The organism is Pokkaliibacter sp. MBI-7 (assembly GCF_029846635.1).
Taxonomy (GTDB): Bacteria; Pseudomonadota; Gammaproteobacteria; order Pseudomonadales; family Balneatricaceae; genus Pokkaliibacter.
Map to the genome: position 1 here is coordinate 1 of NZ_JARVTG010000004.1, position 20048 is coordinate 20048.

The 20048-nt window shown below is 60.3% G+C and carries 26 protein-coding genes; 6 read left to right on the forward strand and 20 right to left on the reverse strand.

The annotated features are described in order from the left end of the window. Both virB11 and QCD60_RS30405 read left to right on the forward strand, forming a co-directional pair. Positions 1-951, forward strand: a 951-nt coding sequence (gene virB11 / locus QCD60_RS30400) for a P-type DNA transfer ATPase VirB11 (RefSeq protein WP_279791173.1), incomplete at its 5' end; no start/stop codon positions are given. A gap of 189 nt (positions 952-1140) precedes the next feature. Next, on the forward strand, positions 1141-1596 hold the full coding sequence (locus QCD60_RS30405; protein ID WP_279791175.1) for a hypothetical protein: 456 nt from the start codon (positions 1141-1143) through the stop codon (positions 1594-1596). 70 nt (positions 1597-1666) lie between these two features. On the opposite strand, the gene QCD60_RS30410 is transcribed toward QCD60_RS30405, so the two are convergent. The 4 genes from QCD60_RS30410 to QCD60_RS30425 are packed head-to-tail and all read right to left on the reverse strand — an operon-like array spanning position 1667 to position 6562. Continuing rightward, on the reverse strand, positions 1667-3442 hold the full coding sequence (locus QCD60_RS30410) for an AAA family ATPase (RefSeq protein ID WP_279791177.1): 1776 nt from the start codon (positions 3440-3442) through the stop codon (positions 1667-1669). Continuing rightward, complete coding sequence (gene mobF / locus QCD60_RS30415; protein WP_279791179.1) at positions 3439-4662, reverse strand: MobF family relaxase; 1224 nt, start codon at positions 4660-4662, stop codon at positions 3439-3441. The genes QCD60_RS30410 and mobF overlap by 4 nt, the downstream gene beginning before the upstream one ends. Continuing rightward, positions 4662-6185: a type IV secretion system DNA-binding domain-containing protein gene (locus QCD60_RS30420; RefSeq protein WP_279791181.1), complete on the reverse strand. Its 1524-nt coding sequence runs from the start codon at positions 6183-6185 to the stop codon at positions 4662-4664. Before QCD60_RS30420 ends, mobF begins: the two co-directional genes overlap by 1 nt. Beyond that, positions 6185-6562, reverse strand: a complete 378-nt coding sequence (locus QCD60_RS30425) for a mobilization protein (RefSeq protein ID WP_279791183.1) — start codon at positions 6560-6562, stop codon at positions 6185-6187. The genes QCD60_RS30420 and QCD60_RS30425 overlap by 1 nt, the downstream gene beginning before the upstream one ends. A gap of 430 nt (positions 6563-6992) precedes the next feature. Between QCD60_RS30425 and QCD60_RS30430 the strand changes: the two genes are divergently transcribed. The 4 genes from QCD60_RS30430 (at position 6993) to QCD60_RS30445 (ending at position 9418) form a co-directional block, all read left to right on the forward strand. After that, positions 6993-7454: a hypothetical protein gene (locus QCD60_RS30430; protein WP_279791186.1), complete on the forward strand. Its 462-nt coding sequence runs from the start codon at positions 6993-6995 to the stop codon at positions 7452-7454. After that, on the forward strand, positions 7454-8152 hold the full coding sequence (gene stbB, locus QCD60_RS30435; protein WP_279791188.1) for a StbB family protein: 699 nt from the start codon (positions 7454-7456) through the stop codon (positions 8150-8152). The genes QCD60_RS30430 and stbB overlap by 1 nt, the downstream gene beginning before the upstream one ends. A gap of 10 nt (positions 8153-8162) precedes the next feature. Further along, complete coding sequence (locus QCD60_RS30440; RefSeq protein WP_279791190.1) at positions 8163-8546, forward strand: hypothetical protein; 384 nt, start codon at positions 8163-8165, stop codon at positions 8544-8546. Between the two features lie 113 nt (positions 8547-8659). Continuing rightward, complete coding sequence (locus QCD60_RS30445; protein ID WP_279791192.1) at positions 8660-9418, forward strand: SprT-like domain-containing protein; 759 nt, start codon at positions 8660-8662, stop codon at positions 9416-9418. 27 nt (positions 9419-9445) lie between these two features. On the opposite strand, the gene QCD60_RS30450 is transcribed toward QCD60_RS30445, so the two are convergent. From QCD60_RS30450 to QCD60_RS30525, 16 genes are all read right to left on the reverse strand, one after another. Continuing rightward, positions 9446-9994 (reverse strand): hypothetical protein, encoded by a 549-nt coding sequence (locus QCD60_RS30450; protein ID WP_279791194.1) that lies wholly within the window; start codon positions 9992-9994, stop codon positions 9446-9448. 54 nt (positions 9995-10048) lie between these two features. After that, entirely contained in the window at positions 10049-10459 is a 411-nt protein-coding gene (locus tag QCD60_RS30455) for a hypothetical protein (RefSeq protein ID WP_279791196.1), read from the reverse strand. 54 nt (positions 10460-10513) lie between these two features. Continuing rightward, positions 10514-10783: a hypothetical protein gene (locus QCD60_RS30460; protein ID WP_279791198.1), complete on the reverse strand. Its 270-nt coding sequence runs from the start codon at positions 10781-10783 to the stop codon at positions 10514-10516. Between the two features lie 164 nt (positions 10784-10947). After that, the gene (locus QCD60_RS30465; protein ID WP_279791200.1) at positions 10948-11592 is read right to left on the reverse strand and encodes a hypothetical protein; all 645 of its coding nucleotides are present in this window, start codon (positions 11590-11592) and stop codon (positions 10948-10950) included. A 14-nt stretch (positions 11593-11606) separates the two neighbouring features. Next, the gene (locus QCD60_RS30470) at positions 11607-11879 is read right to left on the reverse strand and encodes a hypothetical protein (RefSeq protein WP_279791202.1); all 273 of its coding nucleotides are present in this window, start codon (positions 11877-11879) and stop codon (positions 11607-11609) included. Between the two features lie 761 nt (positions 11880-12640). Beyond that, positions 12641-13576, reverse strand: a complete 936-nt coding sequence (locus QCD60_RS30475; RefSeq protein WP_279791205.1) for a Fic family protein — start codon at positions 13574-13576, stop codon at positions 12641-12643. Continuing rightward, entirely contained in the window at positions 13557-13751 is a 195-nt protein-coding gene (locus tag QCD60_RS30480; protein ID WP_279791207.1) for an antitoxin VbhA family protein, read from the reverse strand. Before QCD60_RS30480 ends, QCD60_RS30475 begins: the two co-directional genes overlap by 20 nt. Positions 13752-13753: 2 nt before the next feature. Beyond that, on the reverse strand, positions 13754-14056 hold the full coding sequence (locus tag QCD60_RS30485) for a TrfB-related DNA-binding protein (protein WP_279791209.1): 303 nt from the start codon (positions 14054-14056) through the stop codon (positions 13754-13756). A gap of 122 nt (positions 14057-14178) precedes the next feature. After that, the gene (locus QCD60_RS30490) at positions 14179-14358 is read right to left on the reverse strand and encodes a hypothetical protein (RefSeq protein ID WP_279791211.1); all 180 of its coding nucleotides are present in this window, start codon (positions 14356-14358) and stop codon (positions 14179-14181) included. A 65-nt stretch (positions 14359-14423) separates the two neighbouring features. Further along, positions 14424-14669, reverse strand: coding sequence for a hypothetical protein (locus QCD60_RS30495; RefSeq protein ID WP_279791213.1), 246 nt, complete (start codon positions 14667-14669; stop codon positions 14424-14426). A 60-nt stretch (positions 14670-14729) separates the two neighbouring features. Next, the gene (locus QCD60_RS30500; RefSeq protein ID WP_279791215.1) at positions 14730-15557 is read right to left on the reverse strand and encodes a DUF932 domain-containing protein; all 828 of its coding nucleotides are present in this window, start codon (positions 15555-15557) and stop codon (positions 14730-14732) included. A 188-nt stretch (positions 15558-15745) separates the two neighbouring features. Next, the gene (locus QCD60_RS30505) at positions 15746-16159 is read right to left on the reverse strand and encodes a hypothetical protein (RefSeq protein ID WP_279791217.1); all 414 of its coding nucleotides are present in this window, start codon (positions 16157-16159) and stop codon (positions 15746-15748) included. A 56-nt stretch (positions 16160-16215) separates the two neighbouring features. Beyond that, positions 16216-16998: a DUF3560 domain-containing protein gene (locus QCD60_RS30510; RefSeq protein ID WP_279791219.1), complete on the reverse strand. Its 783-nt coding sequence runs from the start codon at positions 16996-16998 to the stop codon at positions 16216-16218. Positions 16999-17828: 830 nt separating this feature from the next. Beyond that, positions 17829-19034, reverse strand: coding sequence for a replication initiator protein A (locus tag QCD60_RS30515; RefSeq protein ID WP_279791221.1), 1206 nt, complete (start codon positions 19032-19034; stop codon positions 17829-17831). Between the two features lie 8 nt (positions 19035-19042). Next, on the reverse strand, positions 19043-19273 hold the full coding sequence (locus QCD60_RS30520) for a hypothetical protein (RefSeq protein WP_279791223.1): 231 nt from the start codon (positions 19271-19273) through the stop codon (positions 19043-19045). 62 nt (positions 19274-19335) lie between these two features. Next, positions 19336-19941, reverse strand: coding sequence for a recombinase family protein (locus QCD60_RS30525; RefSeq protein WP_279791225.1), 606 nt, complete (start codon positions 19939-19941; stop codon positions 19336-19338). Positions 19942-20048 lie beyond the last annotated feature (107 nt).

Sequence of the window (20048 nt, forward strand, 5' to 3'; positions counted from 1 at the left end):
ATGAACCGGCCTTGCGAGGTCTGGACAAAGACGTTCACCGGATGGGAGCGGCACGAGATTCCGGCGCTCACGGCCAGCTACATGCAGGGGCTTATCACGGCCCTTGTGACCTATAACGGGGTGGCCCCGAAAAGCGTCATGTACCTGGTGCTGCCGGGCGGCGAGCGTGGCACAGTGGCCGTGCCGCCTGCCGTCATTGACGGCACTCTGTCGTTCCTGGTGCGGAAACACTCGATGGTCGTCAAGACCCTGGAACAGCTCGCCGACGAGGGGGCATTCGATACCTTTACCGATGTGAGCTTTAACAAGCCGTCGGAAATGGAATGTCACGAGGCGATGGCCGCGCACGACTTCACGCGCATGGAGCCGTTCGAGGCGGAGCTGTTGCGCCTTAAACGTGAGGGGACCGTGCGCGAGTTCCTGGAAAGCTGTGTACTGAACAAGCGCAATATCGTGATCGCAGGGAAAACCGGCTCGGGCAAAACGACGTTTGCCCGCTCGCTCATTGAGAAGGTGCCGACCGATGAGCGGATTGTCACCATCGAGGACGTGCATGAGCTGTTTCTAGAAAGCCACCCGAACCGTGTGCCGATGCTCTACGGCTACGGCAGCGGTCGTGTGTCGGCGGACGAATGCCTTGCGGCCTGTATGCGTCAGTCGCCGGACAGGATTTTCCTTGCGGAGCTGCGAGGCAATGAGGCGTGGGAATATCTCAACTCACTGAACACCGGCCACCCTGGATCAATCACTACGGTTCACGCGAACAACGCTTTGCAGACCTTCGAGCGTATCGCAACGCTGGTCAAAAAGTCGGAAGTCGGGCGGCAGCTCGACATGGAAATGATCAAGCTTGTTCTCTACACCACTATCGACGTGGTGCTGTTCTTCCATGAGCGCAAGCTGGTTGAGGTCTTCTATGACCCAATCTTTGCCAAGGCCAAGATGGCCTAATCAGTAGGAGTTCTTATGGATAACCAAACATTAATAAAGCTGTCGATGGACACTCTATTTTTTGTTCTGATGATCATCATTGTTGTAAACGCTTTTGACCTGATCCCGAGAGTTAGCAAGGTAGTCAGCAGCGGAGTCGTAAAAGCAATAAGCAATCTGAAAAACAAGTCGTAGGGCAAGGGGGATTTTATGGATGCAAACACCACTCTACGCTATGGCCGCAAGGCGTTCTCGGTCCTGGTAAACACCTTCGTCGTTCAACCGGCGGCGCTGATTTTCATGTTCGCTCTGGCCTCGATGGCCGTCACCAAATCCGGCCCGGTGCAGGTCGCGGAAAGCGCCCTGCAGGAGGTCGCCGGTTTGGTTGCCCTGGGACCGGCCCCGGCGGGTTATCTGAACATGCAGACCTGCGCCGACGAACCCGCCAAGCCTGCCGCGTTGGACGAGGCCCCTACCCTGCCGGAGCCTATCGTCTGTGAAAATCAGGTAGTCGAGGCGGTGCCGATCGCGAGCATGGCCGACAAAATTGCCGGGGTTCTGACGTCAACGTACCTGGTTGCCGTCGTGCTGGCCCTTGGCATTCGATTCCTGTTTTGGGGGGTGCCGGACCTGTCGGGCCTCTGGCGCAGAAAAAAACCGGCATGAGCGCGTGGCGCTCGATACCGGCAGCAGAACGAAAAAACGGCCCCTTGGGGCCGTTCTTCGTTTCTGACCATCAACCGTACCCCCTGCCCCTTTCGGCCTCTCTGCGGCCTTTCTGGCGCTCCTGAGCGCGGTTTCTTTCGGTATCCATGTTCCGGCCACGGTTGTTGTCTGCGGCCTTCTCGCGGCCCTGAGCGGCTTTCTCCGTGCTACTGGCTGCCTTCTGGCGTTGCCCTGCTTCCCCCCTGCCCGCTTCACCAGTGCGCGCAAAGTCGCGCTCGCGCTGTTTCCTGCGTTCGCGGGCTACATCAAGGGCGGCGTGCTTGGTGTTCTCCCGTGCAATGGCCGGGGGCAGCTTCTTCACGTCATTGGTGTAGATTCTGGCCTCGAACCGGGCGCGGGATATGGCGACATAGTAAACGTCTTTCGCGGTGGTCCGGCTTTCGGCGTGCGCGTCGATCATTACGCGGTCAGCGGTGAGGCCCTGGCTGCTGTGAACGGTCGTCGCATAGGCATGGTCGAGGTGCAAAGGCCGCTCGGTCGTCAGCTCCACCTTGCGGGTGTCGCTGGCGAGCGTAACCTTGCCCGGCTCAACCGCCGCAACTTTGAAACGGTCGCCGTTCGCCAGGTCGAGGTCTTTGTCGTTCCTGGTCACACGCACCACGTCGCCGGGGGCCAGCTCGGCCCGCTCGGGTTCGTACACGGACAGCTTGCGGTGAGTGGCCGGGCTGAAAGTGATGCTCTCGCCGTCCTTCTCGGCCTTCACGGTCAGGCGGTTGCCTGGGCCGGTGTCGGTGACGCGGTACAGCTCGCCACGCTTGAGGCCGGTGCGATAGTCCTTCTCGGGCTGGATCACATCGCCGACGTGGTAGTTTTTGGAGTAACGACGCTCGGCCTGGGTGGTGTCGCGGCGAATAAGAGTATCGAACTCGATGCCCTGCCCTGCCGTTCCCAAGCCTTCGCGCACGTTCTTGTTGATTTCTCGGCGCGCTTCGTTGGTGCCGGAGACGATAATCGTGCGGTCGCGATCCTCGGGCGACAACTGCACGTAGTCGCGGGCGACGGTGCTCCGGCGCTCCGAGTGATCTTTGATTTCCTGGATGCCTTTGATGCGCTGTAGCGAGCTTTTGGCGTCGCCCTGGGCGGCGAACTCGACGGCGCGTTTTAGGTCCGGGTCTTTCTGCCGCTGAATGTCGTCCATGTGCGCGGTCTTCATCCCGGCGGCCTGCAACTGGTCGAACGGTCGCCCTGCCTCGATGGCCTTTGTCTGCGCGGTGTCACCCATGAGAACGACACGCGCGCCCTCGCGCTCGGCGAGCTTTAGCGTCTGCTCCATGATGCGCGCTGGCACGACGCCTGCCTCGTCAATGACAAGCACGGTGCGGTCGTCGATGTTCTTGTCTTTCGCCCGCAGGAACGATGCGAGGGTATTGGCCTCGACGTTGAGCTCACGCAAGGCTTTGACCTGGCTCCCGTAGGGCGCCAGTGCCCGGACGTGATAGCCCTCACCCTCGATCATCGCCTTGGCGGTGTCGAGCATGTGGGATTTACCCGTCCCGGCGAAGCCTTGGACGCCGACGACGCGGTTTTCGCTCGATACCATGAGCGAAGCCGCGTCACGCTGCCCCGTGTTCAAGTTGGTTTCGGCCAGGCGCTCGCGGGCGGCCTCGGCGGTCATGACCGGCGCGACTTGGCCGCGGCCGTCGCGCTCGATCTGCAATATGCGTTTCTCGCGCTCGAGGGCGGTTTGTGTTGTGTAGCGGCGTTCGTCCTGGACAAGCCCGCCGCGCTCGATGGCCGTGTCTACCCGCTCGCGGGCGGCTCGTTTGTCGAGGCCCTTGTCAGTCAAGGCGGCGATCCACTCGGAACGGGTGAGCGACGGCCCCCTATCCGGAACGTTCCCGCCGCCCTGCTCCGTGGCCGGATGGAATCGGGGGCCTCCCGGATGAGATAGCCCTTGTCGGTCTGGTTGGTGATTTCAGCTTCAATATCACGGACACGGGCAGAACCCATACCGTGCTTGACGGCAGTGTCGACTAGCTCGCGTTCGCTGACGACGGATTGTCTTTCCGTCAGGTGGTTTACTGCATACCGCACCGACCGCTTGGCAGCCTCCTGGGGAGGAACATTCTCGGGTGCATGACTTCGATCAAATGACGAATTATCTTGACCTACCTCACGCCCTTTTCCGTCGAACTGGATGCCGGAATCTTTCACCCGTTCCTGCCACTCACGATACAGCTCATCACGGTCAGTAGCGGTTTTCTTTGCCCTGCTTTGCAAGGTGGCTTGTTGCTTCTCGGCGGTTGTGGCGGTTTCGCGAGTCAGGCCCTTCTCTGCCAGCCGTTCTTCGATCTGAGCGCCGCGCTGACTGAAAGCTGACAGTTGCTCGCGTGACATATGGGCCAGCTCGAACATACCGTCGCGCTCGTGGCGTATTTGATAGCCCAAGCGTTGCAGCTCGTGGGCCAGCTCTGCCCGATAGGCAGCGCCAAGGTACTTGGTTGTCTTGATAATCTCGTCGTTCTTCAATGCCCGCCATTCTCCGTCGCTGCGCTTGGTCAGGTTCATGACGATAGCGTGCGTGTGAAGTTGGGGGTCCCGTTCCCGGCTGGTTTCGTGTCGGAACTTCGCCACAACCAGGTTGCCGGTGGTTTCTAGATGTGTCTTGCCGTTGATCTTATGGCGAGCCTGTGCCCGTTCTTCGGCCAGTTCTACCGCACGGGAGACAGCCCGGTCATGTGCTCGGATGATTTCAGCGTCACCATGTACCAAGGCTTGCAACGACACGCTTTTCGGAGCTGAGAACGTCAGGTCGATGCCGATGCGTTGCTTGCTGTCCTGTCGAGTGGAAGCCCGGCTTATCCGCACGTCGTCGCTGATCTTCCCGGCCAGCAGCTCGCGGAACCGGTCACTATCGACCGGCCCCTCAAGCCCGAGGTCTTCGGCACCTTTGCCTTGCCACTCAGTCGCCTCGCCTTCCTTTGCATAGTAGTCGTCGGCGGCATCCTCGTAGTAGCTCGCCGCGCGGCCCACGTCCTGCCGGGTCATGACTTTGTGGCTGAGCATTAGGCGGCCTCCTGGAATGCTGGCAGTCGTGCCGCGAACTGCTTGTACTCAAGTTTGACCTTGGCGATTGGGTGATCACCGGCAAAGGCCACGTATCCGGTCAGGTCGGGTAAGCTCGCGATCTCGGCCGCCGTGACAACGCGCTCGCGGTTGCGCTCGTCTGACCGTGTAGTGCCGCTGCGGCCGCCGGAGCTGTGCGAACGCTTATCGCGTTCGACTTCGTGATCGCCCAGGCTCTTACTCATGTCCTCGTTGGTCTGCGGGTCAGTGCGCGAACCGCCCAGGACGGCCAGCGAACGGAAACAGGAGCGCAGCGTCTGCGCCTCTTTCACGCCATAGATATGATCGAGCTGCGAAGTCGATTGCAGACCGGCGGCCACGCGCAGGCCATGCTTGCGCCCTTTGGTCAAAGCGGCTTCGAGCGAGGCCAGCTTTTCCAGGCTCGCCAGCTCGTCGATAACCAGCCATAGGCGGCGGCTCGGGTCTTCTCCCATAGACAGGACAGAGGTACAAATCACGTCAACCCACGCCGAAATCAGCGGCTTCATTGCCTCGGCCATATCCTCGCGCCAGGTGATATACAGATTGCCGCCGTTCGGATCGTCCAGCCAGCGGCGCAGGCTGAAATCGCCCTCCGGCATCGAGACGTGTTCGGGCAACTTGTCGGACAAAACAAAACGCGCCGATGAAAGCGCCTTTGTCGCTTCGCTCGAACCGACGAAAAGCGACTCTGCAAGTGTGCCCTCTAGGAAATTGCGTAGGTCTTCCGGGTCGGCGATGGTGGTCCAGCGGAACAGTTCGCGCACCGATGCCTTACCCATGCGCTCCAACTTCCGGGCCGTTTCACGCAAAAGCAACCGGCCATAGCTGGCCCATTCTTCGGCTTCTTCCGTGCGCCCGCGCGGGACAATCGAAAGTGCGTACCTTTGAAAGTCGTAATCGTTGCGAACTTCGTTGAAAAACGTCCAGCCCTTCGACCGCTTATCGTAGGGGTTTAAAATAACGTCCTTCTCGCGGCCAAACTTTGAATACATATCGCCGTTTGGATCGAGAATAACCATACGGTCGCCGCGTAGCATTGCCGAGTATGCCAGTTCTCGAAGCAAGACAGATTTACCGGCCCCGGTCGCACCATTAATCAGCAAGTGATAACTTTCGATATTCAAAGGCATTGGAATGCCAGCGATGGATATTTGTTTAGCTTTGCGTTTCGTCGTTTTAGAACGGAGCTTGCCAGGGCTGACAATCTTAGTTCCGCGCAGAAAACGACGGAATGGAGCGCCCCCAAACTCAGACTTTCCAAGCTGCACTACAACCCAAACAAGGAATATCGCAAAGACAAGCCCGCCGATAAATGCACTTAGCAATATCGGGCGGTGTGGAGTGAGTTTCACCATTTCCCACAAGGCTTGATATTTTGGCGACCAAAGTTGTTCCGTTTTTTGAACGGCTGTTAGCCAGGTCATGAGGGGAACAACCAGCAAAATGATTGCCGACATTCGGCGTATTTGATCCGGGTGCATTAGTCCTCCTTCCCTTCCGGGTCCCATAGTTCGATGCCATTGCGGCGCATCTCGGCCCGGACCTCTTTCCGGTGTTCGGGCTTGCTGATGTGTCGCAGCAGTAGAAGCGTCTCGACCAGGGCCGCCCGGTCAGACGCGCTCATACCTCTGTCACTGCCTCCTGACACGATGCCGTTTTCGGCCAGGTCTTCGACCAGGTGCCGGAGTGCGGAAACCTCGCGACGCAAGCCGGTGATCTGGTCACCAGTGTCGTGAGCTTCCTCGACGTACTCACGGATGTACGTCGATAGAGGCTTGCCCACGCGGGCCGCCTCGTCCTCCATCATGAGCTGTTTTTCGAGCGTGAAACGCACTTTGACGGGTTCGCCAAGCGACATAGTATTACCTGTGGTCTGTTTGTGGTCCTTCCATTATAGCAATAACAGTGCTTTACGCTAGTCATGTGTCCTTTGCGGACCACAAGAAAAGTCACGGGAATACAGCTAAATCATTGAGAATCAATGACTTAGCTCGCACCGATAGGTGCGTATGGTGTATCGCCCAGATTTAAGGATTTAAGGACCATTTAAGGATTAGCAACCAGGTCGGAATGATGCACAGAGGCCCTAAGAGGGTCATTCATCAACCCAATGCGCGCAGCGCATTGGAATTTTGGTGGCAGTAATGCGAAGTTGATGCGATGATGGTGCAGCAGATTCGGGCAGGTGAAGCGAAAATAATGCAGTGATGATGCAAAACAGGTTGACAGCAATGCAAAGGTGATGCAAACTTGATGCAAATCGAAACAGGACAGGGGGGACCAATACTGTGGATGAACGGGAAGCCCTAAAAAGTCTCATACAGGGCATTCCAGGCAAGACGTTGGCGGCCAAGCTGCGAACGATCATGCCTGAGATTGATAGACGAGTTCGCGAGGGTGTCCAGCATCAAGAGATCATCGACGCGCTGAACGAACAGGGTTTTGACATCAACCTGAACACCTTTCGCAGCTATCTATACCGATACCGCAAAAAGGTCAGTCAGGAGGGTGTCAAAGAAGTGGATTGCACAAACCAAGGATTGCGCAATCCAGAAGCCGAGCCGCCAGAACCGGCCAGCACGACGGACGGCAATTCGTCGGTCGAGGATAGCGGCGAGGAAATCCCGCAGGATGACGACGCGCAAACTTCCAGCTTTGACGATTTATTCGATAGCCAGAAGCGTGACGCATTCAGCGACAAATACATGAGCCAACGTAGGCCCATTTCAACTAAACGGAGCAAAGACTAATGAAAGTAGCTGTGATCAACTTTTCCGGTAACGTCGGCAAATCAATGGTTGCCAAACATCTGATATTGCCGCGCTTGAAAGGCGCTGAACTGTTCAGCGTGGAATCCATTAACTCGGACGAGGGCGACGGTGATTCCATGCGCGGAAAACAGTTCGGCCAACTGCAAGAGGAATTGCTGCTGTCGGATAATCCGGCGGTGGTCGATGTGGGTTCCTCGAACGTCGAAGACTTCATGAAACTGATGCAAATGTTTCGCGGCTCGCACGAGGATTTTGATTTATTTGTGGTCCCGGTGGTGAAAGAGGCGAAACAGGTTCGAGATACCATCGCGACAATTCAGGCGTTGGCAACTATGGGCGTGCCCGCTAAAAAAATTCGCGTGGTGTTCAACAAGCTGGAAACTGACGAAACGGTCGAGGATGCGTTTTATCCCCTGGTCGCGTTCCACGAGGACACAAAGGCGTTCACCTACAAGCCGAAGGCCGCGATTTACTACAGCGAGCTTTATCAAAAGCTGCGCGCGTACAAAATCGGAGTGCATGACCTGATGGCCGACCAGACGGACTACAAGGCGAAACTTCGCGAAGCGAAGTCGCCGGACGAAAAGGCCGATGCCGTGGCGTTTATCTCGATGCGCCGCCTCGCCGCCTCTGCGCAAGAAAACCTCGATGCGGTCTATGCCGCTGCGATGCGCTAGGGGGTGATCTATGGCCGGGCCGCAAACAGCACGCGAGGCACTGATAGCCGAGCTTATCGGTGATGTAGACGCCCTGATCGGCCGGGCCGAGGGCCTGCATACCGCCCTGCCCGCCGCTGCCGACAAGGCGGCGGCGCGGGTGGAGGGAGCGGGCCGGACTGCCGCCGATGATATTACCGAAGCCGCGACCAGGTTGCGCCGGGAGCTAACCGCCGAAGGCGAAACGCTGCTCAAGGGGCTACAGGGCGCGACACAAGAGGCGCAGAGAGCGGCGCGGGTGGTTGACCAGTCTGCCCGTCGCTTCGCTCTGATGGCTCTCTTGCTAGGGCTGGCCGGGGGCGTCCTTGGTGGATGCCTTGCCGGGTTTGCTCTGGCGCAACACCTGCTAGGGTAAAACAAGGGCGGTCTTGCCGGGCCGCCCTTTTCTTGCGCCCTGAGCGTGGATTGCACATTCCAAGGATTGCGCAATCCATACTTGTTTGGATTGTGCAATCCAATGGGGGTTTTATGTCACTACCAACGACCGAGGTTTACTCGGAACTTCAAGAGGCGTTCGAGCACTTCAACGCCGCGCTTTTCGATGGGGTCTTGCCGCCCTGCCTGATTACCTTGCAGCGCGAGCGCCGCACGTTCGGCTACTTCTCGCGAAACCGTTTCATCCAGCGGGCCAGCCGCGAGCAAGTCGATGAAATCGCGATGAACCCGTCATACTTTGGCATCCGGTCGATAGCGGAAACGCTATCGACGCTCGTGCATGAAATGGTGCATCAATGGCAGTTCCACCACGGCCAGCCGGGACGCCGTGGATACCACAACAAAGAATGGGCCGTGAGAATGGAAGCCGTGGGCCTCATGCCAAGCGACACAGGCGAGCCGGGGGGCAAGCGGGTCGGCGAGCGCATGACGCATTACGTGATCGAGGGCGGTGCGTTTGATCGGGCGTGCGCGGAGCTGCTGACGCGCGAGTTTTCGCTGTCGTGGCTTGACCGCTTCCCGCCGGAACGTCCGAAGCCTCGCCCCGTCGCCCTCGGGGGCGATGGTGGCGATGGCGAGGACGGCGACGAGGATGAAGGGGGCGAGGACCTGGGCGGCCTCGATGAGCTGGCCGGGCTGGTCGAGCTGCCGCCGGAGGTGCCGCCGAACCGCTCGAACCGAAACAAATACCGCTGCCCGTCGTGTCGGGTGCAGGTGTGGGGTAAGCCGGGGCTTCGATTGATGTGCGGGGGCGATGAGTGCGAGGGGGTCGCTTTTGAAGTGGTTGAATGAAAAGGCGGGCACTTTGCCCGCCTTTGATTATCTCTCTCGCTCTGGCTGTTTGGTCGCCTTCTGCGCTTCGTGCTGTCGCTGCTGCTCCCGTCCGGCCTCCCTGCCCGTCTCCCGGCTTGCCTCGCGCACTAGACCGGCCTGTCCGTGCGGATAGCGGATCTCCACGTCCTTGCCCGCTTCCACCTTTGCACCGCTCAAAGCCTGGCGGTCGTGCGCGACCAGGTGGCCGGGTTTGTCCTTCTGCTCCTGGAGCGCGTGCCGGTCGTTCATGCTGACAACGCGCCCGGTGTAGGTCTTTCCGGGTTCGGCGTAGGCCAGTGCCACGCCGGGGCCTGCCTCTTTCCGGGCCAGATCGCGCAGCCGTTCGCCGTCTTCGCGTCCGGTGCTCAAGTGGACGCTGCGCTCTAACGCCTTCGCGAGTTCGTCCCGCTGGCTCTCCGGCAGCGTCTTTTTCAGTTCGTCCACGCGCTCAACAATCCGCGTCGCCATGCCTAAATCGCGCCGCCAGTCGATAGACTGCCCGCGTGTTTCTTCGCGCTCGATGCGGCGCACTACTTCGTCAAAATCTTTGCTCATGTATTGGTGCTCCTGCAAAGCGGGGGCCGGTGCCCCCGCTGCTCTGATTGATGGTTAGAAAGCGGTTCTTACTCGCTCGTCCTGAAATATCCCGATCACCTCGCCGGTCGCGCAGTGCCGGACCTGCAAGCAAATCTCGGGGGCGTTCGCGTCCGGGGTGAGCTGCAAGACCTCGGCAACACCGCCGGGGTATGTCGCCTTGCGCGCGGTGTCGATCCGCTGGCCGACCAGTCGAGCGCCGTAGGCGCTGACCAGCTCCCCGGCGGAGCCGCTGAAAGCGGAAACGCCGGGGCGGTCGTCGGGCTGCTCCTGCTCGTCGTCCTCAAGCTGGAAGGTGTGCGAATGCCCCGCCGGGCATGTGCCCTGCCACGGGGTTTCCGGGGTGTCAGTGTCTTGCGGAACGGGTGCGCCGCAAATGGGACAAAGCGGGCGCATCAGATCGGGGGTGTAGGTGTAAATCGTCATGGTGTCCCTCCTTGGGTTGCAAGGGCGGCGTGTCGCCCTTGCTCCCGTCCGTGGTTAGATGTTCGCGGCGGTCTGAACCGCCATTGCGGCGAAGATAGCGGCAGCGTTAGGGCAACCGAACTCGGCCACGACTTCGAGGCGTTCGGACAGCTCGGGGTCGTCGCACGGCTTCCGGCGGCCAATGACTCGATAGTCAACGCGGCTGCTCGGGGTCTGGTGCGGCAGGGTGACGGTGGTTTCCTGCACGTAGAACGACGCACTGCTGAAATTGCGCAGGTCTTCGGCTTCGGTGACAAGGATGCTTGCGCGGGTTTGGTTTGACATTTCTGTATCTCCTGCAAGGGTTTGGAGCCGGAGCGGTTGCCGCCGCTTGGGTCCGGCATCGGTGAGCCGGATTGCTCAACCGATGATGCAATTATAATGCAAAATGCCGCCTTGCGTCAATACTTGTCAATAGAAAATCAACAAGTATTAACGCGGGGTTTGGATTAGAAGCCGAACGCCATTTGCCCGGCTGAGTCCTCATAAGTCAGGTCGGCGGGGGTCAATGGCTCAAGCTCGGCCAGCCACGGGCGCGGCTCGGCCTGCTCTCGGAACCGGCGCGAGTCCGGGGCGATAACCTTTCGCCCGTCGCTCTGGATGAATGCCGCAAGAATGCCCTCGGCGGCTTCGTTAACGGTATAACCGAACGGCAACGGGAAAAAGTGCGAGCGGTAGCCGGTTTCGCTGATAAAGGGCGCATCGAGGTCAACGGCGTGAAAGCTGAAATGCTGCATCCCGCCGAAGTCGGTACGGTACTCTACCACGGCCCTGATACCTTCAACTGTGATCAGAAACTCGCCGGACTGCCCCCAACGGGGGGCAGTGCCAGGCACGGCGGCGCAATGCCGCTCGATCACGTATCCGGCGGAACTGTCCCGATCTGCTCGGCAACCGAACAGGGTGCCACCGTTGAGCTTCCAGACAATCGCCTCGGCCCATTCCTGAGCGGTGCGGGCTTTGGCTTCGTCTTCGGCCATAACGGCGGCGTCGAACTGGCGCGCTGTCTCAGCGGCGGCGGCCAGTAGCTCGGCGCGGCTTTCCGGCAGCTCTGCGGCGATTTCAGCGGCGCGGGTGTCGCGGTCGGTGCTCATGCCGGGGCCTCCGATCAATACTCATGCGGCAGCATGGCGACGGTACGCGCCCGGTCAGCATCGGTGACAATCCAAATGCGTTGGCCGTGTGGATGATAGACAGACCAAAGGCGGCCACCGTCAGCGAGGGCGGTTTCGTTACCGGCTTTGTGGCTTTCGTCCACGTCGCCCCAATCACCCGAAGCGTGCCGCTCGATGTAGGGGCCTAGATCAAGGTGAGTGTGCTTGCACAGCTCGACCACGCCGATAGTCGCGAACATCTGACCAAGGGAAAATTTACGGTTCATGTTTGTAGCTCCTGCGGTTGTTTTGCCGGGGCGGTTGCCGCCGCTTGTCCGGCTCTTGTGGTGCATCATTCGTGCTATACTGCTGCACTTGTGATGCGTTGATAATGCAATGATGATGCAAAAAAGGGTTGCTGTCAATAGTCGTCAACACTTAAAAATAAAATATTGACGAGCGAGCCGGAGCGGGCTTGCTTGGATTTCCGAGGGAGGGAAGCGGGCGGCGGCCGGAGGCCGACGAAACGGGCGCGTCAGCGCCCTGGTAAACATGCAGCGACCGCAAGCGGTCGCTTCTGTGTCCGTCCCTGGACCGGAGCAAAAGCCGGGGTTTTATGGGTTTGCTCGTCATTCGTCGGTCGGTCGCGGTAAGCCCTCTCGACCTGGAGGACTGGCGCGATCAAGGGGACCGTGGAATACCGGAGGGCGCGCAGCGCACGAGGATATGCCGCGAAAGCCCCTTGATCGTACAAGCCAGGCCGGAGGGTAGAGAACAAGGGCGGCGCTGAACGACTGATGAATGACTAACCCATATACCACAGCGGAGGGCCGCAAGCGGAGCGCGCAGCGCCGAAGGCGCGAAGGGGTGAGGGATCGTTACCCGAAGGGCCGAGACGCGGAGGGAGCGAGGAACGAGCGGACGCCGTGGCTTGGTCGCGAAGCGATAGAGCCCGGCCCGGAGCGAAGCGCAGGGACACCCGAAAGGGGGCCGGTACTAGATATTGTGTTTTATCAGCTGCTCCGGACCACTATATCTAGTGTCCGCGCTACTTTTCCCGCTCGTTTGATTTCTGCCGGTTCCCGCCCTGGTGTTGTTGTTCGTGCTGTCGATCGCGCCCGGCCTCTTTGCCCCGGCCAGCGCCTCGCACAAGGCCAACGTCGCCATGCGGATAGCGGATTTCCACGTCCTTGCCCTGGAACTTCTCGCCCTCGCCGGACAGCGAACGGCGGTTATGCAAAACCATCTGCCCGGGCTGACCCTCGCGCTCCTGGACGACGTACCGCTCTGTTTCGCCGACAACGCGGCCAGAGTAGCTTTTACCTGGTTCGGCCCGCTCAAGCTGCACCTTGTCCCCGGCGGCGTGCTTGGCGATCTCTAGCGCCTTGTCGCGGTCGCGGTCGTGCAGGTTTTCCCGGATCAGGTTCGCCAGGTGCGAGGAATCCCCGTTATAGGCGTTGATTGACGCGCGGGTCATTTCGTCCCGGTCGATGCGGTCCCAGCGGATCGAGTATCCGGCGTTGTCGGCGAGCTGGCCGACGAACTCGCGCAGCGTGCGGCCGTTGCCTTCGCGAAAGGGGTGCAAGACGTTCAACTCGCCCATGTAGTGACCGGCGCGCCGGGAAAAATCGTCGGCATCGAGGCCGCGCAAGTGGCCCTCGCGGGCGAGCTGCTGCGTCAAGCCCTGGGCGGCGCGCTCGATGGCGGCGAAGTGGGCGAAACGGGTGTCGCCTTTGGAAATATCGACGTTGCGGACCTGCCCGGCCCATTCGTACACGTCGCCGAATAGGCGGGCGTGTATGGCCTTCATGTGGTCGAGGTCGAATTTCCCCTCTACCGGGGTGCGGGCGTTCTCAATGGATCGGACGGCGGCGAAAGCCGCCTCGGTGCGGTCCAGCTCGTTTTGATCCTTCACCCCGAGCCGGTTTTTCATGGTCCCGCTTTGCGGGTCCGTGTAGGGGTCCTTACCCTCGTATTTCGCCATGCGCCGCCCTCTGTTTCAGTCGGGCCAGGACGTCGGAAAATTCCAGCTCGCCGGCGGCGAAGCGTTCGAGGTCTTCCATCGTCTCGGTGTCCGGTTCCACGCCTTCGAGGCGCTGGCTCGCGACGGCGTTGGAGACGTGGCGGCGGCGTTCGGCGATTTCGTGTTCGGTCAGCATGGTTAGCCCTCCTGTTTCTCGGCTTTCATGGCGTCGGCCTGCATCTGGCGCACCTGGGCGGCCAGCTCCGGCGGAAACCAGCCCTCGACGTGTTCCCAACCGGCGGGCACGTCGTCGGCGGCGGCCTGGACGCGAGCGACAATATCGCTCACGCGCTGGCGTGTGAGCTTGTATTCGCGTGCCACGTCGGCCTGGTCACGGCCATTCACTAGCACCTGTTCGGCAACCTCCACGCTTTTCAGCGTCAAGCGGCCTAGATGCGGCCTCAGTGCCTTAAAATCGGCCTCTGTCATTGTGTCTGTCATGGGGCGATGCCCTCCTGTGCAGAACGGGCGGGCCGGTGGCCTGCCCGTTCGGTTGATTTCCAGTTCTCAATTATCGCCCGTAGCGCCGAAAATGTCAATAGTTGTCAATAGTACATCAGGAGTTATTGACCATAGAAAAAGTAAGCCGATGCTAGGGCGATCACGCCAGCCAATAGCCCGATCTTTATTGATGCCAAAGCGGCACCGGACTTTTCTTCGTCTCTCGACCATAAAGCTATAGCTCCGAATACCAGAAAGACGATTATGACTCCGAGTGTCACGCCAACAACAAGATCACGCATAAAGAACACCTCAATTGCTCTTGAATAAACTGTGTGCCCCGGCTGAAAACCGGGGCCGTGCTCACTTAGAGCGTTTCCCAACGTCCGCCGTTGCGGTACTGAATTTCGGTGCATCCAGCGTGCGCTGCGGCCCAGTCCAGCGGCTCGAATGCGTCCTCGCTGCTGTTATCGTCGCTGCGGCCTTCATAGTAAGCGATGCCGTCATCATCGAGCAGGCGGAAGACGTGCGGCAGCTCGTCCAGCTCGCCCCGGTGGTTGCCATAGCCGGTGTCGGCTCCGTCGAGTAGGTCTTTCGTGATGATCCATTTCATGGCGTTGTGTCTCCTGGTCGAATGGGGAAGGGTGGCCCGGCTTTCGCCGGGCCTGGCTGTTTAGGCTTTCAGCCGCTTCATTTCGTCGGCCAGTACCCACAAGGCGCGATTCAATTTGACGTTTTGGTCAATGCCAGTCACGGCGCGGGTGCGTTGGCGGCGTCCGTTGCGGTTCCGCCCGTTCAAGCCGCCTTTGAGCATGTTTTCCTGCACGCGGTTGAAGGTGCCCCACAAGTCGTTGCTGCGGTCCTCATAGCGGCGGGCGCTCAAAATCTGGTCCTCGGTAATGGGGGCCGGGCGCTGTTCCGGGTTGTCGTATTTCAGCGTCAGGGCGGCGCGGGCAAAGGCCGCCTGTTCCCCGTCGTTCAGCGTCAGGGCCTTCATGCCCTCGCGCTGTTCCTCGGCAGCCTCGAAGCTGTCGAGCACGGTATAAGCGCCCTCGATCACGTCGCTGATCACGTCGCCCTGGTGACGGACACGAATATCGCCCAGGGTGTCGCCGCAAACCATGCCGTTGTGACACACGAAACGGAACATGCCCGCGAGCATCTGATAGCTGCTCGTGCCGTCGTGCGAGTTCAGCAAAATGATCTCGTTCGCCTCCTTGCCGTTGATTTGGTTCGCGTGGCGAAGGCGGATCATGTGCTTGGTGTGGTCCTTCTTCTCCAGGTTACGCACGCGGGTCTGGCAGACCATGAAGGGCGCGAAACCTTCTTTGCGCAGGGCGTCGAGCACCTGAATCGTCGGGATATAGGTGTAACGGTCGGAGCGGCTTTCGTGCGGCTCGGTCGCGAAGATGGACGGCGCAACGCGCATGATTTGATCGTCCGAAAGGGGACGGTCGGAGCGGGTGCCGTTGATGCTGCGGAAGTTGCTGACCAGTTGCATAGTATTTTCTCCTGCAAGGGTTTGGAATTACCCGGAGCGGTTGCCGCCGCTTGGTCCGGGACCGGCAGGCCCTTTTGCCTAACCGATGATGCAATTATGATGCAAAACGGCGGGCAAGTCAACACTTGTCAGCACTTTTTTTTGTAACTATTGACGAGAAAGGGCCGGGCGGCCCTTTCTCTGGCGGGTCACGCCTGGCGCGCGTGCTCGTGGATGCGGTCCATTATGGCCCGGTGGGGAAGGGTGGCCACGTCGCGGAACTTCCAGAAACGCCCGGCGGCGTTGGCGTAAATGGTGGTCACGTTGCCCGCGTAGAACTCGGACAGCTTGAACGACTCCGCACCGCCGCCGCCTTGCCAATCCAGCGGGGGCAGGACTTCCAGGGCCTCGAAAAATGCCGCCTCGGTGATTTCCTCCGGGTCGGTGCGCAGGGCGCGGGACTGCTGTTCCAGGAACTCGGATTCACTGCCAAGCGTCACGCCTGGGTAACGCTTGGCGAGCTGGTCGAGGGTTTCCCCGGTGAAATGGGCGACGGTCTGGCCGTCGCGCTCGGTGGCGTAGTCGATGGCGTGGGGCTGGCCGGGAACGTAAAAAACTTGCATGGCGGTTTCTCCTGAAATGTTGGAACAGGGGGCCGGGCGAACCCGGCCCGGTTGCATCACTCGGCGGCGTCCAGGACGGCACGAACCTGTTTCGCGGCATAGATGCCCGCGTTAGTGAGCTGACGCACCCACGGCTTGCCCTCGCGGCTCGGGGACCATTTGAAGGCGTGCGCCTTCAACAGCTTGCGCGTCTCGGCGTCCGGCTTGGCGTCAAAAATGAACATGACGCGGTTGTCCTCGGCGTCTTCGCGGTAGGTGTACCCGTTGCCCTGAGCTTCCACGTCCTCGCGCTCGCGCAGGGCTTCCAGCTCTTTAATCCGCTGCTCGATGCGGCGGCCGTTCGCGCGGTTGTTGCTGAGGGCATAGGAGGGGAACCCGACACGGCCCGCAAAATCCGGCTTAAACAGTTCCTCGACCTGCTCGGGGGTAAAGCCAATTTCGGCCAGGGCGTCACGGTCGCCCTTGCGGATCGCCCGGTTTGCGGCCTTCATCTTGTCTTGTGCGGCGTTGATGCCTGCCAGCTCTGCGCGCAGCTTTTCGATGGCGTCCGGGTCGTCGCTGGAAATGCCGCCAGTGCCAACGGCTGCGGCCTTCTGCGCGTAGTGGTCGGCCTTCTCGGACAGCTTGACCGACTTTCCGAACGTGTCGTGAATCCGGGCGCGATAGCGGCGGTCGCGCTTCTCGCTGTGGTGGCCGATCAGGATAGGCTGACCGAACGGGATAGCCTCGGCCATGTTGCGGGCCTGGGCGTGGGCTGCGTTCGATTCCTGGGTAGCTTTCTCGGCGCGGGCCTCGTAACGGGCGCGGCGTTCGGCTTGCTTCTGTTCGTATGCGTTCATGGTGTTAGCTCCTGCTAGGTTGGAAACCCGGAAGCGGTTGCCGCCGCTTTTGGTCCGGGACCGGCTGGCCCGATTGCCTAACCGATGATGCAATTATGATGCAAAACGGGGTTGGTGTCAATAGCTGTCAATATTTTATATTTTTCCATTGACGCTTGACAGGCGCGGCGCGCGGGGCTTGCTTGGATTTCCGAGGGAGGGAAGCGGGCGGCGGCCGGAGGCCGACGAAACGGGCGCGTCAGCGCCCTGGTAAACATGCAGCGACCGCTTGCGGGCGCTTCCATGTTCTCTGGCCTGGAGCATGTGCCGGGGCTTTGTGGGTTTGCTCGTCATTCGTCGGTCGGTCGCGGTAAGCCCTCTCGACCTGTAGGACTGGCGCGGTCAAGGGGACCGTGGAATACCGGAGGGCGCGCAGCGCGCGAGGATATGCCGCGAAAGCCCCTTGATCGCATTAGCCAGGCCGGAGGGTAGAGATAAAGGGCGGCGCGAACGTCCGATGAATGACATGCCCGCAACTGCTGCGGAGGGCCGCAAGCGGAGCGCGCAGCGCCGAAGGCGCGAAGGGGTGAGGGATCGTTACCCGAAGGGCCGAGACGCGGAGGGAGCGAGGAACGAGCGGACGCCGTGGCTTGGTCGCGAAGCGATAGAGCCCGGCCCGGAGCGAAGCGCAGGGACACCCTATCCGGTGGTGTGTAATCGACGGCGCCAATCAATCCGGTGGGTAATAGACGGAAATGCCACTGACCAGAAAACGCTTACGGACTGAAAAATCGACACTTTTTAAAAACGGGGGCGGCGTGAACGGTCAAATAACCCCCTGATTCCGTCTATTACCCACCCTTGCGGCGCTCCAACGCCTCGGCCAGTTCCTCGCGCAGCTCGTCCGTGTCCAGGTCGCGGTGATACATGATCAGCACCGGCCCCTCCTTGCCCTTGTCTTCGGCCAGCACGTACTCGGGCAGATCATTCGCCTCAATCAGTGCCCGGAGCATTCGGCAGAACTCCTTGAACGTCCCGGCGCTGCCGCTGCGTTCGTAGATCGTGCGGAATGACCAGCGAGCATAATTCTTACCGGCCGCCCGGCGAGCCAGGCGATACAGAAAGCGACCGATACCCGGCTCAATCAGGAAAAATTCGGGATGAACGGTCAGCACTTCCGGGTTCGTCGCCTCGACAACCTCGTGATAAATCCACTCGGGGATTTCGATTTCAACCATCGCCAAGCGGCCCGTGTCAGCATATGACAACGTGCGGTAGTTGCTGATTAACCCCTCGGATTTCGCCTCACGCATCGGGCGGCGGCCTTTCGTCTTCTTCGTCGTGCGAACGACTTTCAGCGTCGTGGTTTTGAGCCGGTCAAGTGCCGCCTCGACCTCGACATACTGGCGGCCCCCGTCGCTGCGGCGGCAGAATTTCAGAATCTCGGAAACGTGCGGGCGGAATTTTCGGCCCGGCAGCTCGTCGCTACGTCCGTCGCGAAAGCGGTTCATTTGCTCGGTCAGGTGCGAGATAGCCATGAGCACAATGTCGTAGTCCCACACTGAGGCCATTCCCACAGCCCCGGCCATGACTTCGACATAGCCGTCGCTCAACTCATAACGGATCGTTTCACCGGCTCGTTTGTCCCGTTTGGACAACCGGAAAACGGCTACGTCCATGATGGACCGGGAATCCTTCGTCGCAATGTCATAGAGCGCCGGCACAAAGAAATCCGCCTGTGCGTCGTCGCGCGGAGCCTTCCGCATCGAGGACTTAGGCAGGGGGTCTTTCGGGCGGCGCGGCTGGTAGTTCTCGGCCGCTTTCGACGGTGCAATCTCGTCTGTAGGCCAGCCGAGGCGAGACTCGAAAACCGTTTCAGTCTCGGGCCGTGCCTTCTTGGTCTGCTCTGCTTCCTGCTCGATAGTCACCGGCTCGCGCTGCTCCTGGGCCTGCTTTTCCTGGGTGCGCTTCTTGATGTTCTCGCCAAGGCGGGCGATAGCCTGGTCAAGAGCTGAGCCGAGCGGCTGCGGGCCGCCGTTCCGTGTCGATTCCGCCATTCCTCCCCCTATTTATCGTCTTGTCGTTCGTAGGCTTCGAGCATCCGTTCCAGTAGCTCGGCCAGCAGCAGGTCTTTCTCGTCGGCGATCTCGCGAAAGCGGCTATCCCACTCCGGCGTGACGCGCGTTGCGAACTGGACGGTGCGCCCGGTTCGACGTGAGCGGCGACCGTCTCGGGTTGCCGTCTTCTTGGATTTGGGCTTGCCTGCTTTTCCCGAATCCGCGGTTACTGTCTGCATAGTGGCTGTGTTCCTCGTGGTCATATTTAACAGCTAGCTACAATCTAGCAGCTATCTAGCAGCTATGCAACATTTCGATTCAATGCCCGATAGAGGGTCGAAACATGCACGTTGAACATCGGCGCAACCTCGCGGGCGCGCTTACCTTCGTCCATGAGCTTGCGAGCAAGGGCGAGCTGTTCGTCGGATAGGGCAGGGGTCGGCCCGAACCTGGTGCCGCGCTTCTTGGCCGCAATGCGGCCTGAACGGGTGCGGTCGATGATCAGGCTGCGCTCGAACTCGGCGATACCGGCGAAGACGGTCAGCACCATTCGACCGGCGGGGGTCGTGGTGTCGGCCCACGGTTCGGCCAGGCTGCGCAGCCCTGCGCCCGCCGCCTGGATACGCTCGGCAATATCGAGCAGGTCGCGCGTGCTGCGGGCCAAACGGTCCAAGCGTGTAACGGTTACAACGTCACCGGCTCGCAAGTGGTCAAGCATCCGCTCAAGCTGCGGGCGGTCGCGGCGGGTGCCGGTGATCTTCTCGGCAAATATCTTGGTGCAACCGGCGTCCTTCAAATCGGATCGCTGAGCGGTCAAGTCCTGGTCGTCGGTCGATACTCGGGCATAGCCGATCATCAGTTTGCCGGTGATGAGGTCGAGGGTTCCGGCGTCGTCTTTGTCGCGCATGTTTTTGTCTCCGGTTTTAGTCGCAGGTTTTGCCAATTATGCGACTAAAACCCGCGACACGCCACAACCTTGCAAATCAAGGGGTGAGGAGGCGGCGAAAAACCGTC

Bases quoted from the DNA above. Each gene is read 5' to 3' on its own strand.
- QCD60_RS30450 (WP_279791194.1), bottom strand. From the start codon at position 9,994: ATGAGCAAAGATTTTGACGAAGTAGTGCGCCGCATCGAGCGCGAAGAA.
- QCD60_RS30460 (WP_279791198.1), bottom strand. From the start codon at position 10,783: ATGTCAAACCAAACCCGCGCAAGCATCCTTGTCACCGAAGCCGAAGAC.
- QCD60_RS30405 (WP_279791175.1), top strand. From the start codon at position 1,141: ATGGATGCAAACACCACTCTACGCTATGGCCGCAAGGCGTTCTCGGTC.
- QCD60_RS30520 (WP_279791223.1), bottom strand. From the start codon at position 19,273: ATGCAGACAGTAACCGCGGATTCGGGAAAAGCAGGCAAGCCCAAATCC.
- QCD60_RS30465 (WP_279791200.1), bottom strand. From the start codon at position 11,592: ATGAGCACCGACCGCGACACCCGCGCCGCTGAAATCGCCGCAGAGCTG.
- QCD60_RS30440 (WP_279791190.1), top strand. From the start codon at position 8,163: ATGGCCGGGCCGCAAACAGCACGCGAGGCACTGATAGCCGAGCTTATC.
- QCD60_RS30490 (WP_279791211.1), bottom strand. From the start codon at position 14,358: ATGCGTGATCTTGTTGTTGGCGTGACACTCGGAGTCATAATCGTCTTT.
- QCD60_RS30510 (WP_279791219.1), bottom strand. From the start codon at position 16,998: ATGAACGCATACGAACAGAAGCAAGCCGAACGCCGCGCCCGTTACGAG.
- QCD60_RS30420 (WP_279791181.1), bottom strand. From the start codon at position 6,185: ATGCACCCGGATCAAATACGCCGAATGTCGGCAATCATTTTGCTGGTT.
- QCD60_RS30475 (WP_279791205.1), bottom strand. From the start codon at position 13,576: ATGGCGAAATACGAGGGTAAGGACCCCTACACGGACCCGCAAAGCGGG.
- QCD60_RS30525 (WP_279791225.1), bottom strand. From the start codon at position 19,941: ATGCGCGACAAAGACGACGCCGGAACCCTCGACCTCATCACCGGCAAA.
- mobF (WP_279791179.1), bottom strand. From the start codon at position 4,662: ATGCTCAGCCACAAAGTCATGACCCGGCAGGACGTGGGCCGCGCGGCG.
- stbB (WP_279791188.1), top strand. From the start codon at position 7,454: ATGAAAGTAGCTGTGATCAACTTTTCCGGTAACGTCGGCAAATCAATG.
- QCD60_RS30495 (WP_279791213.1), bottom strand. From the start codon at position 14,669: ATGAAATGGATCATCACGAAAGACCTACTCGACGGAGCCGACACCGGC.
- QCD60_RS30455 (WP_279791196.1), bottom strand. From the start codon at position 10,459: ATGACGATTTACACCTACACCCCCGATCTGATGCGCCCGCTTTGTCCC.
- QCD60_RS30445 (WP_279791192.1), top strand. From the start codon at position 8,660: ATGTCACTACCAACGACCGAGGTTTACTCGGAACTTCAAGAGGCGTTC.
- QCD60_RS30500 (WP_279791215.1), bottom strand. From the start codon at position 15,557: ATGCAACTGGTCAGCAACTTCCGCAGCATCAACGGCACCCGCTCCGAC.
- QCD60_RS30470 (WP_279791202.1), bottom strand. From the start codon at position 11,879: ATGAACCGTAAATTTTCCCTTGGTCAGATGTTCGCGACTATCGGCGTG.
- QCD60_RS30485 (WP_279791209.1), bottom strand. From the start codon at position 14,056: ATGACAGACACAATGACAGAGGCCGATTTTAAGGCACTGAGGCCGCAT.
- QCD60_RS30425 (WP_279791183.1), bottom strand. From the start codon at position 6,562: ATGTCGCTTGGCGAACCCGTCAAAGTGCGTTTCACGCTCGAAAAACAG.
- QCD60_RS30480 (WP_279791207.1), bottom strand. From the start codon at position 13,751: ATGCTGACCGAACACGAAATCGCCGAACGCCGCCGCCACGTCTCCAAC.
- QCD60_RS30505 (WP_279791217.1), bottom strand. From the start codon at position 16,159: ATGCAAGTTTTTTACGTTCCCGGCCAGCCCCACGCCATCGACTACGCC.
- QCD60_RS30515 (WP_279791221.1), bottom strand. From the start codon at position 19,034: ATGGCGGAATCGACACGGAACGGCGGCCCGCAGCCGCTCGGCTCAGCT.